The following is a 14,227-nucleotide window of genomic DNA, read 5'->3' as shown; positions in this document are numbered from 1 at the left end:
GGTTTTCTGACCCGGTCGTAAGGGGGCGCGATTATGCCAGAAAACCTCAGTAATCGATGCATTAGCTGCTCATCGGTAACAATCTTCATTGAAACGCCTGGGGCGAAACCGGGCGATCCCAGGGTTTTCGGGGCTTTAGCAAGTCTTTGATTTATAAAGTGCAGGGCTGAAAAGACACGGTTTTGTCACCGAATCGTCATCCTTGAAACATTTGTATGAAATTTTACTGGTGGGAGTGGGACTCAGGGTGCCCGACCGATGGCTAGCTGCCAGCAGTCAGGGCCGAACCCTAGGCTCAATCCGAAGCGCTTATGGCTCTTCGGCTTTGAGTTCCTGTTCAATCTTTTGGATTTCCTGGGCAAATGCCTGGTCGAGCAGGCTGGCTCGCTTGCGCCATGGTTTGCGTTCAGGTTCAGGCTGGGCGGCGTAGGTGGTGACTTCCCCGCCGTAAACATCCTTGTAACGTTGCTCCTGGCGCTCAAGTTCCGCGCGCAGTTCATCTTTCGTCACATTGTTACCTAATTGAGTTGAGTGTAATTACGCTGCAGCGTTATGCCTGAATGTCGCCCTCGGATTGTTCAAAGTTGAGCAGTTGATGCGTTCAAGTTTGAACAACGGATACTGGAAACCGTTGGTTATGGCTGTCATTCAAAGCAGGTAGTTGCGACTGTCCATGCACTGCATGTGCCTGGCCTGGCGAGCTCTGGCCCCGAAAGTGAAACCGGGCTGACCTCCGCACAGGGTGCATTATAGCGGCGCATTTGAATAACACTATCGGCATAAAGTTGAAAAGCGTCAACTTTGTGTGAGCGTTTTGTTACACGCACACGTGAGTAGTTGCTGAGATTCTGGCGCCATAAATTCAACAAGCAACTAAAGGTTCAAGCCTTTCACCGTAACTTTACTTTGCCAAGGCGCCATCGCGAGGCCGGTCGCTAAGGTACGCCCCAAATTGCGATAATCGCATGATCGTCCGATAATCGCCCAATGTTGCCGGCCCTGCCTTGTGCAGATCGGTCGGTGCGGCTTGTAATACCTGCCCAATCCCTGCGGTTGACAATAAGAGAAAGGAACCTGAGATGAACGATCAATTGCGCAACTCTTTCGCCTCAGTGGCGCCGCCGATCGTTGCCTCGCCGGCCAAGCGTATCCAGGCGTTTACCGGTGACCCGGATTTCATGACCTCCCTGGCCCGTGGCTTGGCCGTGGTGCAGGCATTCCAGGAGCGCAAACGTCATCTGACGATTGCCCAAATCAGCCATCGCACCGAAATTCCCCGCGCCGCTGTGCGTCGTTGCCTGCATACCCTGATCAAACTTGGCTACGCCACCACCGATGGGCGTACCTATTCCTTGTTGCCCAAAGTACTGACCCTCGGTCATGCCTACCTGTCGTCCACGCCGTTGGCGGTGTCGGCCCAGCCATATCTGGACCGTATGAGTGAACAACTGCACGAAGCCTGCAACATGGCGACCCTCGAAGGCGACGACATCCTCTATATCGCCCGTTCGGCCACCACCCAACGCCTGATTTCCGTGGACCTGTCGGTGGGCGGGCGTTTGCCGGCCTATTGCACGTCCATGGGGCGCATCCTGCTCGCGGCGCTGGACGACGCCTCGCTGCAGGATTACCTCGACCACGCGGACCTGCAAATCAAGACCAGCCGCACCCTCACCACTCCCGAAGCCTTGTTCGAATGCCTGCAACAAGTGCGTCAGCAGGGTTGGTGCATCGTCGACCAGGAACTGGAGCAAGGCCTGCGCTCCATCGCCGTGCCGGTGTATGACGCGTCTGGCCAGGTATTGGCAGCGCTCAACGTCAGTACCCATGCCGGACGCGTCAGCCGCAGCGAGCTGGAACAGCGCTTCCTGCCGAGCATGCTCAGCGCCAGCCGTGAGCTGAGTGCGCAGTTGTTTGCCTAAGGTGTTCGGTGACCGCACAGATCCCGGCTTGATCAATTGACGCTATTTCCCCCGGCTTATTACTGTGCGGCAGCGCTCTTAAGGGCGCCCCAATAATAATGACGACCCCAGGTCGTTGGCCCGCCCTCGGTGTGGAATAAAAATAATGAATCAGCCTTCTGTCGGTACCACGCTGGACGTGCAGTCCTTCATCAACACCCAGCCACTGTCACGCTATCAGTGGCGCGTGGTTATCCTGTGTTTCCTGATTGTCTTCCTTGATGGCCTCGACACCGCCGCCATGGGCTTTATTGCGCCTGCGCTGTCCCAGGACTGGGGCATCGACCGCGCCAGCCTTGGTCCGGTGATGAGCGCCGCGTTGATCGGCATGGTGTTCGGCGCGTTAGGTTCGGGCCCGCTGGCCGACCGTTTCGGTCGTAAAGTCGTGCTGGTCGGCGCGGTTTTGGTGTTTGGCGCGTTCAGCCTGGCTTCGGCCTACAGCAGCAACGTCGACCAGTTGCTGGTGCTGCGTTTCCTCACAGGGCTGGGCCTTGGAGCAGGTATGCCTAATGCCACCACGCTGCTGTCCGAGTACACCCCCGAGCGCCACAAGTCGCTGCTGGTGACCAGCATGTTCTGTGGTTTCAACCTGGGCATGGCCGGTGGCGGGTTTATCTCGGCCAAACTGATCCCGGCGTTCGGCTGGCACGCGTTATTGATGATCGGCGGCATCCTGCCGTTGATCCTGGTGGTGGTGCTGCTGCTCTGGCTGCCGGAGTCGGCGCGTTACTTGGTGGTGCGCAACCGCGGCACCGATAAGGTGCGCAAAACCTTGTCACCCATCGAGCCCAACATCGTCGCCCAGGCCACCGCCTTCAGCGTGCCCGAACAAAAAACCGTCAAGGCCCGCAACGTGTTCGCGGTGATCTTCTCCGGCACTTATAGCGCCGGGACCTTGCTGCTGTGGCTCACCTACTTCATGGGCCTGGTGATCGTGTACTTGCTCACCAGTTGGTTGCCGACGCTGATGCGTGACAGTGGCGCGAGCATGGAGCAGGCCGCGTTTATTGGCGCGTTGTTTCAGTTCGGTGGGGTGTTAAGCGCCGTCGGCGTGGGCTGGGCGATGGACAGGTTCAATCCCCACAAAGTCATCGGCATCTTTTACCTGCTGGCCGGGGTGTTTGCCTACGCGGTAGGTCAGAGCCTGGGCAATATCACCGTGCTGGCGACGTTGGTGCTGATCGCCGGAATGTGCGTCAACGGCGCGCAATCGGCGATGCCGTCCCTGGCGGCGCGCTTTTACCCGACCCAAGGCCGCGCCACCGGCGTGTCGTGGATGCTCGGCATCGGCCGCTTCGGCGCGATCCTCGGCGCCTGGATGGGCGCCACCTTGCTGGGCCTGGGCTGGAACTTTGAGCAGGTGCTCACCGCCCTGGTGATCCCGGCCGCTGTGGCCACGACGGCGGTGGTGATCAAGGGCATGGTCAGCCATGCGGATGCCACCTGAGCTTGGCAGGTTTCTAAGCTGGGAGAGGGCAAGCGCCCTCTCACACCAGAAGATTAGCTAGACAACAATATGTTCGATAATCGAACGCTGAGTCGATTATCGGATTGTTTGGCCCATTTCCCCGGCTTAATCTTCAAGCACTTCGGCGCCACCTCAGCGCCTTTTTCGATCAACACCGGGAGCCCAACCCCATGGCTGAAATTCTCACCCTGCGTGATGCGGTCAAGCGTTTCGTGAACGACGGCGATACCGTCGCTCTCGAAGGCTTCACCCACCTGATCCCTACCGCCGCAGGCCATGAAATCATTCGTCAGGGCAAGAAAGACCTGACGCTGGTGCGTATGACGCCTGACCTGATCTACGACCAGTTGATCGGTGCCGGCTGCGCACGCAAGCTGATTTTCTCCTGGGGCGGCAACCCGGGCGTGGGCTCCCTGCATCGCCTGCGTGACGCGGTCGAGAAGCAATGGCCGCAACCGTTGGAAATCGAAGAACACAGCCACGCCGACCTGGCCAATGCCTACGTCGCCGGCGCCTCTGGCCTGCCGTTCGCGGTACTGCGTGCCTACGCCGGTTCCGACCTGCCCAAAGTCAACCCATTGATCAAAAGCGTGACATGCCCGTTCACCGGCGAAGTGCTGGCGGCGGTGCCGTCGGTGCGTCCGGACATCACGGTGATCCACGCGCAAAAGGCCGACCGCAAGGGCAATGTGCTGCTCTGGGGGATTCTCGGTGTGCAGAAGGAAGCGGCGTTGGCGGCCAAGCGTTGCATTGTCACCGTTGAAGAAATTGTCGACGACCTGAATGCACCGATGAACAGCTGCGTGTTGCCCACCTGGGCCCTGACTGCTGTGTGCCACGTACCCGGCGGCGCGCATCCGTCCTACGCCCACGGTTACAACGAGCGCGACAACCGCTTCTACCAGGCGTGGGATCCGATTGCCCGCGACCGTGGGACGTTTACCGCCTGGATCGACGAATACATCCACGGCACTGCTGATTTCAGTGAATACCAGGCCAAGTTGGCCACCGCGCAGGAGGCCAAGTAATGGCTTACTCGACCAATGAAATGATGACCGTCGCCGCCGCGCGCCGCCTCAAGAACGGCTCGGTGTGCTTTGTCGGCATCGGCCTGCCATCCAAAGCGGCCAACCTGGCGCGCCTGACCTCATCGCCCGATGTGGTGTTGATCTACGAGTCCGGCCCGATTGGCGCCAAGCCCTCGGTACTGCCGTTGTCCATTGGTGATGGCGAACTGGCGGAAACCGCTGACACCGTGGTGCCAACCGGTGAGATTTTTCGCTACTGGCTGCAAGGCGGACGTATCGACGTGGGCTTTCTCGGTGCAGCTCAAGTCGACCGTTTCGGCAACATCAACACCACCGTGGTCGGTGACTATCACCAGCCCAAAGTACGCCTGCCGGGTGCCGGTGGCGCGCCGGAAATCGCCGGCTCCGCCAAAAGCGTGCTGATTATCCTCAAGCAGTCGTCCCGTTCGTTTGTGGACAAGCTGGACTTCATCACCTCAGTCGGCCACGGCGAGGGCGGCGATTCACGTAAACGCCTGGGCCTGCCGGGTGCCGGTCCTGTCGGAATCATTACCGACCTGTGCATCATGGAGCCGGAAGAGGGCACCCATGAATTCGTGGTCACCGCGCTGCACCCTGGCGTGACCCGCGAGCAAGTGGTGGCCGCTACCGGTTGGGCGATTCGCTTTGCCGACCAAGTCAGCACCACCGCCGAGCCGACCGAGGTCGAGTTGACCGCCCTGCGTGATCTCGAAGCCCGCACCGCTGCCGCCCACGGCCAAGCACCGGGAGAAGCCTGATGCGCGACGTATTTATTTGTGATGCCATTCGCACTCCCATCGGCCGCTTTGGCGGTGGCCTGTCCACCGTACGCGCCGATGACCTGGCGGCATTGCCGATCAAGGCGCTGATGGAGCGCAATCCGTCGGTGGACTGGAGCGCGGTGGATGAGGTGTTCCTCGGCTGCGCCAACCAGGCCGGTGAAGACAACCGCAACGTCGCCCGCATGGCGCTGTTGCTGGCGGGTCTGCCGGAAAGCATTCCGGGCGTGACCCTTAACCGTTTGTGCGCCTCGGGCATGGACGCCATTGGCACCGCCTTTCGCGCCATCGCCAGCGGCGAAATGGAGCTGACGATTGCCGGGGGCGTTGAGTCGATGTCCCGTGCGCCGTTCGTGATGGGCAAGGCTGACGCGGCGTTTTCGCGCAACATGAAGCTGGAAGACACCACCATCGGCTGGCGCTTTATCAACCCATTGATGAAAGCCCAGTACGGCGTGGACGCGATGCCGCAGACCGCCGATAACGTCGCCGATGATTATCAGGTTTCACGTGCTGATCAGGACGCCTTCGCCCTGCGCAGCCAGCAACGCACGGCGGCCGCTCAGGCTGCGGGCTTTTTTGCCGAAGAAATCGTGCCGGTAAGGGTTGCCCATAAAAAAGGCGAAACCGTGGTCGAGCACGATGAGCATCCACGAGACACCACCCTGGAAGCCCTGACCAAACTCAAGCCGGTCAACGGCCCTGACAAGACCGTCACCGCCGGTAATGCTTCAGGTGTGAACGATGGTGCGGCGGCGCTGATTCTGGCGTCCGCCGAAGCGGTCAAGAAACACGGCCTGACGGCGCGTGCCCGCGTGTTGGGCATGGCCAGCGCCGGTGTCGCCCCGCGTGTGATGGGCATCGGTCCGGTGCCAGCGGTGCGCAAGCTGGTGGAACGCCTGGGGTTGGCGGTCACCGACTTTGACGTGATCGAACTCAACGAAGCTTTCGCCAGCCAAGGCCTGGCGGTACTGCGCGAATTGGGTATTGCCGACGACGCGCCCCAGGTCAATCCGAACGGCGGCGCCATCGCCCTCGGTCATCCGTTGGGCATGAGCGGTGCGCGGTTGGTACTGACAGCCCTGCATCAGTTGGAAAAAACCGGTGGTCGTAAAGGCCTGGCGACCATGTGTGTCGGCGTCGGCCAAGGGTTGGCCCTGGCGATTGAACGCATCTAATAAGAGAGGATTGCTCCATGAGTGACAAGCCCGGTTACCGGCGCCCGCAAGCGGGCACCCAACCTGATTACCTGCACCCGGCCTACCAGTCGACGAACTTGCGTTCGCCGTCACAGCCGTTGGTGTTCCTGCCCCATTCCTTGTCGGAAATCACCGGCCCGACCATCGGCGCCGAGCGGATCAACGAGAAAGACAACGACCTCACCGCCCAGCATGAAGGCGAGCCCCAGGGCGAACGCATCATCATCCATGGGCGTGTACTGGACGAAAACGGTTTGCCGGTGCCGGGCATTCTGGTGGAGATCTGGCAGGCCAACGCCGCCGGCCGCTACAACCACAAGCGTGACCTGCACGACGCGCCGCTGGACCCGAACTTCACCGGCACCGGCCGTACCGTCACCGACGCGGATGGCTGGTATCAGTTCCAGACCATCAAGCCCGGCGCTTACCCATGGGGCAATCACCACAACGCGTGGCGCCCGGCGCATATCCACTTTTCGCTGTTCGGCCCCAGCGTGCTGACGCGCTTGGTCACGCAGATGTATTTCCCTGGCGACCCGCTGCTGGAATACGACCCGATCTACAACTGTGTGCCGGACACTTCGGCCAAGCAGCGCCTGATCGCCAGTTTCGACCTGGAAAAAACCATTCCTTCCTATGCCCTCGGCTACCGCTGGGACATCGTCCTGCGCGGCCGCGACGCCACGCCGATGGAGAAATGAGATGAGCCTTTACGCAACCACGTCCCACACCGTCGGGCCGTACTACCACATTGGCCTGACCTGGCTGAACCGCGAAGACCTGACCGTCGCCGCCACCCTTGGTGAGCGCGTGGCGATCAGCGGGCAAGTGGTGGATGGCAACGGTGATGTGGTCAACGACGCCATGCTCGAAGTCTGGCAGGCCAACGCCGCCGGCAAATACGACCACCCGGAAGATGACCAGGACAAGGCCGTCGATCCCAACTTCGAGGGTTTCGGTCGGGTGCCGGTGGACGCCGAAGGACGTTTTCGCTTTACCACCATCAAGCCGGGCAGCGTGCCGGGCCTGAAGGGCACGACCCAGGCGCCGCACTTAGTGGTGCTGGTGTTTGCCCGTGGCTTGGTGAAGCACTTGCTCACGCGGATTTATTTTGACGGTGAGGCGTTGAATGGGGATGACGCCTTGCTGGCGTGCGTGCCTGCCGAGCGTCGTAGCACCTTGATTGCCAAGCAGGATGCTGACGGTGTGTATCAGTGGAATGTGATTTTGCAGGGGACAGATAAGGAGACGGTGTTCTTCGACTACTGAGTCGCTTGTCAGGGAACCATCGGGGCGAGCCCCTTCCCACATTTGATAGGCGGCGCGCTCAAAATGTGGGAGGGGGCTTGCCCCCGATGAGGCCAGTTCAGGAGATCCCTATCCAAATGTCTGCTTGCGGAACATGGTTATTGCAAAGTATGTCTAGGCTATAACCGTTCCCACTGAGTGAAAAAATCATGACAACAGCCACCAGTCACTACACCGGAGAAGAGCGCAGCAAACGGATCTTTGCGATTGTCGGTGCCTCCTCCGGCAACCTGGTCGAATGGTTCGACTTCTACGTCTACGCCTTCTGCGCTATCTACTTCGCCCCCGCATTTTTCCCGTCGGACGATCCCACGGTGCAACTGCTCAACACCGCCGGTGTATTCGCCGCCGGGTTCCTGATGCGCCCCATCGGCGGCTGGCTGTTCGGCCGGGTCGCTGACAAGCACGGGCGCAAAAATTCGATGATGATTTCGGTGCTGATGATGTGCGCCGGTTCGTTGGTCATCGCCTTCCTGCCCACTTACAAAGACATCGGCGCCTGGGCCCCGGCATTGCTGCTGGTGGCGCGGTTGTTCCAGGGCTTGTCGGTGGGTGGCGAGTACGGCACCACCGCGACCTACATGAGTGAAGTCGCACTCAAAGGCCAGCGCGGCTTCTTCGCCTCGTTCCAGTACGTCACCCTGATCGGCGGGCAACTGCTGGCGGTGTTGGTGGTGGTGATCCTGCAACAGATCCTCACTGAAGAAGAACTGCGCGCCTGGGGCTGGCGGATTCCGTTCGTGATCGGTGCGATTGCGGCGGTGATCTCCCTGTTGCTGCGGCGCACCCTCAAGGAAACCACCAGCAAGGAAACCCGCCAGGACAAGGACGCCGGCAGCGTCGCCGCGCTGTTTCGCAATCACAAAGCGGCCTTCATCACCGTGCTCGGCTACACCGCGGGCGGCTCGCTGATTTTCTACACCTTCACCACCTACATGCAGAAGTACCTGGTGAACACCGCCGGGATGCACGCCAAGACCGCCAGCTACATCATGACCGGCGCGCTGTTTGTGTACATGTGCATGCAGCCGCTGTTCGGCATGCTCTCGGACAAGATCGGCCGACGTAACTCGATGCTCTGGTTCGGCGCCCTCGGTACCCTCTGCACGGTGCCGATCCTGCTGACCCTGAAAACCGTGACAAGCCCGTTCCTGGCCTTTGTACTGATTTCCCTGGCGTTGGCTATCGTGAGTTTCTACACCTCGATCAGCGGCCTGGTGAAAGCGGAAATGTTCCCGCCGCACGTACGTGCCCTGGGTGTGGGCCTGGCTTACGCAGTGGCTAACGCGATCTTCGGTGGCTCGGCGGAATACGTGGCCTTGGGACTCAAATCCATGGGCATGGAAAACACTTTTTATTGGTACGTCACCGGCATGATGGCCGTGGCCTTCCTGTTCAGCTTGCGTCTGCCGAAACAGGCGGAGTACTTGCACCACGATTTGTAAGGGACGCGTTATGACACTGCGCACGAGCAACCAACTGTTCGACGCCTATTTCACCGCTGACAGCATGGCCGAGGTGTTCTGCGACGAGGGGCGCTTGCAGGGCATGCTGGATTTCGAAGCCGGCCTGGCCCGGGCGCAAGCTCAGGTCGGGTTGATCCCGCCGTCGGCCATCGCACCAATTGCCCAGGCGTGCCTGGCGTCACTGTATGACATGGACGCCCTCGGCGTGGCGATTGCCTCGGCCGGGAACTCGGCGATTCCATTGGTGAAGGCCTTGGGCAAGTTGATTGCCAGTGAAGATGCCGGCGCCGAGCGCTACGTGCATCTGGGGGCGACGAGCCAGGACGTGATGGACACCGGCCTGGTGCTGCAACTGCGGCGTGCACTGCTGTTGATCGAAACCGACCTGGCCCGCTTGGGCGATGTGCTTGCCGCCCAAGCCCAGCGTTACGCGGTGACGCCGTTGGCCGGGCGCACTTGGTTGCAGCACGCCACGCCGGTCACGCTGGGGATGAAAATCGCCGGTTGGCTGGGCGCTGTGACGCGCAGCCGCCAGCGCTTGGCGGAGTTGAAACCGCGCTTGCTGGTGCTGCAATTTGGCGGCGCCTCCGGAACCCTCGCGGCGTTGGGTGAACAGGCGATGCCCGTGGCCGAGGCCTTGGCGGCCCAGTTACAACTGAGCCTGCCCGAACAGCCCTGGCACACTCAGCGAGATCGTCTGGTGGAGTTCGCCAGCGTGCTGGGTTTGATCGCGGGCAGTCTCGGCAAGCTGGGCCGGGACATCAGCCTGTTGATGCAGACTGAAGCGGCGGAAGTGTTCGAACCGTCGGCGCCTGGCAAGGGCGGCTCGTCCACCATGCCCCATAAACGCAACCCGGTAGGCGCTGCGGTGCTGATCAGTGCGGCTACGCGCGTGCCTGGGTTGGTCTCGACGATGTTCAGCGCCATGCCCCAGGAGCACGAGCGCAGCCTGGGACTGTGGCATGCGGAATGGGAAACCTTGCCGGAGATTTGCCGGTTGGTGTCCGGTGCCTTGCAACAGGCGCTACTGGTGAGCGAAGGGTTGGAAGTCGACCCCGAGCGCATGAAGCAGAACCTCGACCTGACCCAAGGCCTGGTACTGGCCGAAGCCGTCAGCATTGTGCTTGCCCAACGCCTTGGCCGCGAAACCGCGCACCATCTGCTGGAGCAGTGCTGCAAGCGTGCGGTCGCCGAGGGGCGCCATCTGCGCGCGGTATTGGCGGACGAACCGCAGATCACCGCTGAGTTATCTGCGGCCGAACTGGACCGACTGCTCGACCCTGCCCACTATCTGGGCCAGGCCCATACGTGGGTCACGCGTGCTGTCACCGAACATTTTGAATTGACTGCCTGAGGAGGCCCCCATGCCATTTGTACAACTCGCCGAGGGCGACCTGCATTACCAACTGGATGGGCCGGTGGACGCGCCGGTACTGGTGCTGTCCAACTCATTGGGCACCGACCTGCATATGTGGGACATCCAGATCCAGGCCTTCACCGAGCATTTTCGCGTGTTGCGTTTCGATACCCGTGGCCACGGCAAATCCCTGGTTACCGAAGGGCCCTACAGCATCGAGCAACTCGGCCGTGATGTGCTGGCGCTGTTGGACGCACTGGATATTCAACGTGCGCATTTTTGCGGGCTGTCCATGGGTGGCTTGATCGGCCAATGGCTCGGCATCCACGCAGGTGGCCGCCTGAACCGCCTTGTGCTGTGCAACACCGCCGCCAAGATCGGCACGCTGGAGATCTGGAACCCGCGCATCGAGATGGTGTTGCGCGATGGCTCGGCGGCGATGGTCGCCTTGCGCGATGCCTCCATTGCACGCTGGTTTACCGCCGACTTTGCAGCGGCGAACCCCCATCAGGCCCAGCAGATCACTGACATGCTCGCGTCCACGTCACCCCAAGGTTACGCGGCCAGCTGCGGCGCCGTGCGTGATGCGGATTTCCGTGAGCAACTGCGCTCGATCAAAGTGCCGACGCTGGTGATTGCGGGCACCGAAGATGCCGTCACACCGCCGGCCGGTAGCCACTTTATCCAGAATCATGTGCAGGGGGCCGAGTACGCTGAGTTCTACGCGGCGCACCTGTCCAACGTTCAGGCCGGCGCTGCATTCAGCGACCGCGTGATTGAATTTTTGCTGGCCCGTTGAGGAGCTGTTTGTGGAAGAGAAACAACGTTATGCCGAGGGCCTGCAAGTACGCCGCGAAGTGCTGGGCGATGCCCATGTCGACCGCAGCCTCAATGCCCTGACCGAGTTCAACAGCGAGTTTCAGGAAATGATCACCCGCCACGCCTGGGGTGATATCTGGACCCGTCCTGGCCTGCCTCGGCACACTCGTAGCCTGATCACGATTGCGATGCTGATCGGCATGAACCGCGCCGAAGAGCTCAAGTTGCATCTGCGCGCGGCTGCCAGCAATGGCGTGACCCGTGCCGAGATCAAGGAAGTGCTGATGCAGAGCGCGATCTACTGCGGTATCCCGGCGGCGAATGCCACCTTTCACCTGGCAGAGTCGGTGTGGGATGAATTGGGTGTTGAGTCCCGGCAACCAGAGTAGATTTGAAACGCGGTCGAAATGTGGGAGGGGGCTTGCTCCCGATGGCGATGGATCAGTCAGCGTTATTGAGACTGCACCACCGCCATCGGGAGCAAGCCCCCTCCCACATTTTTGCTCTTCACACGGCTTAAGGTCAGTGGGAGTCGGCGTCCCACACCCAATTCCACACGCCCGGTAAATGCACTTCCTCACTGACAGCCTTCACGGTGCGTGACAGCGCTGCCCGTTCGAGTGCGCTACGGTCGGTGTAGAACGGCTCGGCGGCGGTCTTCATGCCGGTGACCTGGGCACTGTCCAGCAGGATCTGCAGGTATTCCTGCATATGCCGCGCGGTGTAGCGGTTGATGTCGTGGAAGGTCACCACCACCGGTATCACGCCGTCCACTGTCGGCAACTCCCCCAGCGCGATGCGTTCGCGCACGACCGACAGTTGTCGATACAGGTTGGCGCGGCGGCGTGGGCTGCCGTTGAAACCCCAGATCTTGCCGTCATTGGCGCTCAAGTCGGTCAGCAGAACGTGCATGCCATGGCGCTGGTAGGCGGCGAAGGTGCGGCGGTCGTAGTTCCAGAACGGCGGACGGACCAATACCGGTGGTGCGCCGGTGATCGAGGCGATATCGGCAGAACCCTGGGCCAGGGTGCTATCCAGTTCGGCGTTGTTCAGCCAGCGGTGGTTGGTATGGAACGCGGTGGCCGTGTGAAACGCCAGAATATGACCGCCCGCGTACTCACGCTCCATGGTCTTGCGACCCCGTGAACTGCCGCCGGAACGGGCCGCTTCGGTCTGTAAAAAAAACACGGCCTTGATTCCCGGCAACACCGGGTTGTGCGCCAGGTCGGCCACCACCGAACGGCTCGGGTTGTTGTAACCCGAGGCGCTGGGGCCGTCATCGAAGGTCAGCAGAAAACGGATCGGCGCCTGTGCTTGCAGGCGCTGTTCGGTCTGGGGCGTCAGGGCGATAGGCGCGCCGATGCAGCCACTGAGGCTCACGGCCAGGGCCAGCACGGCGGATGCGATGGCGAAGGATTTCATGGTGTGCGCGGGCTCGAAAAAGAGGCCGCTGCTGGGCGGATCAGCAGCGGCAGGCGCGCACGATACAGTAAGTGCCGCGCCGGATTACAGCAGACTTATCGGGTAACTGACGATCAACCGGTTTTCGTCAAACTCGTTGTTGCTGTAGTCGCGACGCATGCTCGAATTGCGCCAGCGCATCGTCAGGTTTTTCAGGCTGCCACTTTGCACGGTGTAGCCCAATTCACTTTCGCGACCCCATTCCTTACCGTCAGTGATGGTGCCTGTGTGTACGTTGCTGCCGCTGATATAGCGGTTCATCAGCGTCAGCCCCGGCACACCGACGGCGGCGAAGTTGTAGTCGTGGCGCAGTTGCCAGGATTTTTCCTGAGCGTTGTCGTAGCTGGAGTTGTAGCTATCGTTGGCCAAGGTGCCGCCGCTGGTGCCGTTGACGCGCATCCAGGCGTTGTTGCCGGTGAGTTTTTGCAGGCCGACATAGAACGTGTTGCCGCCGTACTTGGCGGAGAACAGGCCGGACCAGGTCTTGTTGTCCAAGTCGCCTGCGCGGGCGCTGCCGTCATCCTTGCCGTAGAAGAACCCGAGGTTGGCGCCCAGGGTCCAGTCACCGAGTGGCTGGCTGTGGGTCAGGTTGACGTATTGTTGGCTATAGATGTCCTTGAGCTGGGCATTCCAGAGGCCGACCTGGGTGCGTTTGTCGTTGAACGCGTATTCGCCGCCCTGGAAGTTGAAGCGGTCCGAAGTGAAAGCGGTTTTGCCGACCATCGACATGTCCGACATGCTGCTGTCGTCGCGCGGGCTGTTGGCGCGGAACTGGCCGCCGTACAGTGTCAGGCCGTCGATTTCCTTGGACGTTATCTGCCCGCCGCGCAGGGTTTGCGGCAGGGAACGGCCGTCATCCGAACGCAGGATCGGCAGCACAGGCATCCATTCGCCGACCTTTACTTCTGTCTTCGAAATACGCGCTTTGAACGCAACGCCGAGACGCCCGAATTCATCCGCCGGCCGGCCGTCATGATCCAGCGGCAGCAACTGCGTACCGCCAGTACCGCGCCCGCCATCAAGCTTCAACGAGTACAGCCCCAGCACATCCACACCGAACCCCACCGTGCCTTGGGTGAAGCCGGACTTGGCGTCGAGGATGAAACTCTGCGTCCACTCCTGCGCGCCGCCCTGGGTTTTGGTTGGGTTGGTGAAATTGCGGTTGATAAAGAAATTACGCAGGTTGAGGTTGGCGCTGGCGTCTTCCAGGAAACCGTGTTCTTCGGCGACGACGGGAAGGGCAAGGCTGGCGACAGCGGTGGCCAGTAAAAGCTGGCGAGGACGGAACGTGCTCATGGCGTTGGACCTGTTGTTATTGGGGTTGTGCAGGTGGCGGCCATGGTGCGGGGCGGTGCGGGAG

At 61.0% G+C, this 14,227-nt stretch carries 14 protein-coding genes; 11 read left to right on the top strand and 3 right to left on the bottom strand.

The window, feature by feature from the left end; translation table 11 throughout:
• Window positions 1–309 precede the first annotated feature (309 nt).
• Window positions 310–510: a hypothetical protein gene (locus tag BW43_RS01195; RefSeq protein ID WP_003172389.1), complete on the bottom strand. Its 201-nt coding sequence runs from the start codon at window positions 508–510 to the stop codon at window positions 310–312.
• A gap of 569 nt (window positions 511–1,079) precedes the next feature.
• On the opposite strand from BW43_RS01195, the gene pcaR reads away from it, so the two are divergent.
• From pcaR to pcaC, 11 genes are all read left to right on the top strand, one after another.
• Window positions 1,080–1,922, top strand: a complete 843-nt coding sequence (gene pcaR / locus BW43_RS01200; RefSeq protein ID WP_032891554.1) for a pca regulon transcriptional regulator PcaR — start codon at window positions 1,080–1,082, stop codon at window positions 1,920–1,922.
• Between the two features lie 145 nt (window positions 1,923–2,067).
• Complete coding sequence (locus tag BW43_RS01205) at window positions 2,068–3,408, top strand: MFS transporter (RefSeq protein WP_032891552.1); 1,341 nt, start codon at window positions 2,068–2,070, stop codon at window positions 3,406–3,408.
• A gap of 191 nt (window positions 3,409–3,599) precedes the next feature.
• Window positions 3,600–4,457: a CoA transferase subunit A gene (locus tag BW43_RS01210; RefSeq protein WP_032891550.1), complete on the top strand. Its 858-nt coding sequence runs from the start codon at window positions 3,600–3,602 to the stop codon at window positions 4,455–4,457.
• Entirely contained in the window at window positions 4,457–5,236 is a 780-nt protein-coding gene (locus BW43_RS01215; protein ID WP_032891547.1) for a CoA-transferase subunit beta, read from the top strand. The genes BW43_RS01210 and BW43_RS01215 overlap by 1 nt, the downstream gene beginning before the upstream one ends.
• Complete coding sequence (pcaF, locus tag BW43_RS01220) at window positions 5,233–6,435, top strand: 3-oxoadipyl-CoA thiolase (protein ID WP_177326468.1); 1,203 nt, start codon at window positions 5,233–5,235, stop codon at window positions 6,433–6,435. Before BW43_RS01215 ends, pcaF begins: the two co-directional genes overlap by 4 nt.
• A gap of 17 nt (window positions 6,436–6,452) precedes the next feature.
• Window positions 6,453–7,157, top strand: a complete 705-nt coding sequence (gene pcaH / locus BW43_RS01225) for a protocatechuate 3,4-dioxygenase subunit beta (RefSeq protein ID WP_019817832.1) — start codon at window positions 6,453–6,455, stop codon at window positions 7,155–7,157.
• A gap of 1 nt (window position 7,158) precedes the next feature.
• Window positions 7,159–7,725, top strand: a complete 567-nt coding sequence (gene pcaG / locus BW43_RS01230) for a protocatechuate 3,4-dioxygenase subunit alpha (protein ID WP_032891545.1) — start codon at window positions 7,159–7,161, stop codon at window positions 7,723–7,725.
• A 188-nt stretch (window positions 7,726–7,913) separates the two neighbouring features.
• The gene (locus tag BW43_RS01235) at window positions 7,914–9,209 is read left to right on the top strand and encodes an MFS family transporter (protein WP_032891544.1); all 1,296 of its coding nucleotides are present in this window, start codon (window positions 7,914–7,916) and stop codon (window positions 9,207–9,209) included.
• A 10-nt stretch (window positions 9,210–9,219) separates the two neighbouring features.
• Window positions 9,220–10,584, top strand: coding sequence for a 3-carboxy-cis,cis-muconate cycloisomerase (locus BW43_RS01240; RefSeq protein ID WP_032891543.1), 1,365 nt, complete (start codon window positions 9,220–9,222; stop codon window positions 10,582–10,584).
• A 10-nt stretch (window positions 10,585–10,594) separates the two neighbouring features.
• The gene (gene pcaD / locus BW43_RS01245) at window positions 10,595–11,386 is read left to right on the top strand and encodes a 3-oxoadipate enol-lactonase (protein ID WP_032891542.1); all 792 of its coding nucleotides are present in this window, start codon (window positions 10,595–10,597) and stop codon (window positions 11,384–11,386) included.
• 10 nt (window positions 11,387–11,396) lie between these two features.
• Window positions 11,397–11,795 (top strand): 4-carboxymuconolactone decarboxylase, encoded by a 399-nt coding sequence (gene pcaC, locus BW43_RS01250; protein WP_032891541.1) that lies wholly within the window; start codon window positions 11,397–11,399, stop codon window positions 11,793–11,795.
• 133 nt (window positions 11,796–11,928) lie between these two features.
• Here the strand turns inward: pcaC and BW43_RS0127870 are convergent, their stop codons facing one another.
• On the bottom strand, window positions 11,929–12,828 hold the full coding sequence (locus BW43_RS0127870; RefSeq protein ID WP_032891540.1) for a polysaccharide deacetylase family protein: 900 nt from the start codon (window positions 12,826–12,828) through the stop codon (window positions 11,929–11,931).
• 84 nt (window positions 12,829–12,912) lie between these two features.
• Window positions 12,913–14,163: an OprD family porin gene (locus BW43_RS01255; protein ID WP_032891878.1), complete on the bottom strand. Its 1,251-nt coding sequence runs from the start codon at window positions 14,161–14,163 to the stop codon at window positions 12,913–12,915.
• Between the last annotated feature and the right edge of the window lie 64 nt (window positions 14,164–14,227).

It is taken from the genome of Pseudomonas sp. RIT357 (assembly GCF_000632245.1).
Taxonomy (GTDB): Bacteria; Pseudomonadota; Gammaproteobacteria; order Pseudomonadales; family Pseudomonadaceae; genus Aquipseudomonas; species Aquipseudomonas sivasensis.
This window is presented reverse-complemented; position numbering and strand designations above follow the sequence as displayed.

Coding starts and splice junctions, on each gene's coding strand:
- pcaR (WP_032891554.1), top strand. CDS start 1,080: ATGAACGATCAATTGCGCAACTCTTTCGCCTCAGTGGCGCCGCCGATC.
- BW43_RS01205 (WP_032891552.1), top strand. CDS start 2,068: ATGAATCAGCCTTCTGTCGGTACCACGCTGGACGTGCAGTCCTTCATC.
- BW43_RS01210 (WP_032891550.1), top strand. CDS start 3,600: ATGGCTGAAATTCTCACCCTGCGTGATGCGGTCAAGCGTTTCGTGAAC.
- BW43_RS01215 (WP_032891547.1), top strand. CDS start 4,457: ATGGCTTACTCGACCAATGAAATGATGACCGTCGCCGCCGCGCGCCGC.
- pcaH (WP_019817832.1), top strand. CDS start 6,453: ATGAGTGACAAGCCCGGTTACCGGCGCCCGCAAGCGGGCACCCAACCT.
- pcaG (WP_032891545.1), top strand. CDS start 7,159: ATGAGCCTTTACGCAACCACGTCCCACACCGTCGGGCCGTACTACCAC.
- BW43_RS01235 (WP_032891544.1), top strand. CDS start 7,914: ATGACAACAGCCACCAGTCACTACACCGGAGAAGAGCGCAGCAAACGG.
- BW43_RS01240 (WP_032891543.1), top strand. CDS start 9,220: ATGACACTGCGCACGAGCAACCAACTGTTCGACGCCTATTTCACCGCT.
- pcaD (WP_032891542.1), top strand. CDS start 10,595: ATGCCATTTGTACAACTCGCCGAGGGCGACCTGCATTACCAACTGGAT.
- BW43_RS0127870 (WP_032891540.1), bottom strand. CDS start 12,828: ATGAAATCCTTCGCCATCGCATCCGCCGTGCTGGCCCTGGCCGTGAGC.
- BW43_RS01255 (WP_032891878.1), bottom strand. CDS start 14,163: ATGAGCACGTTCCGTCCTCGCCAGCTTTTACTGGCCACCGCTGTCGCC.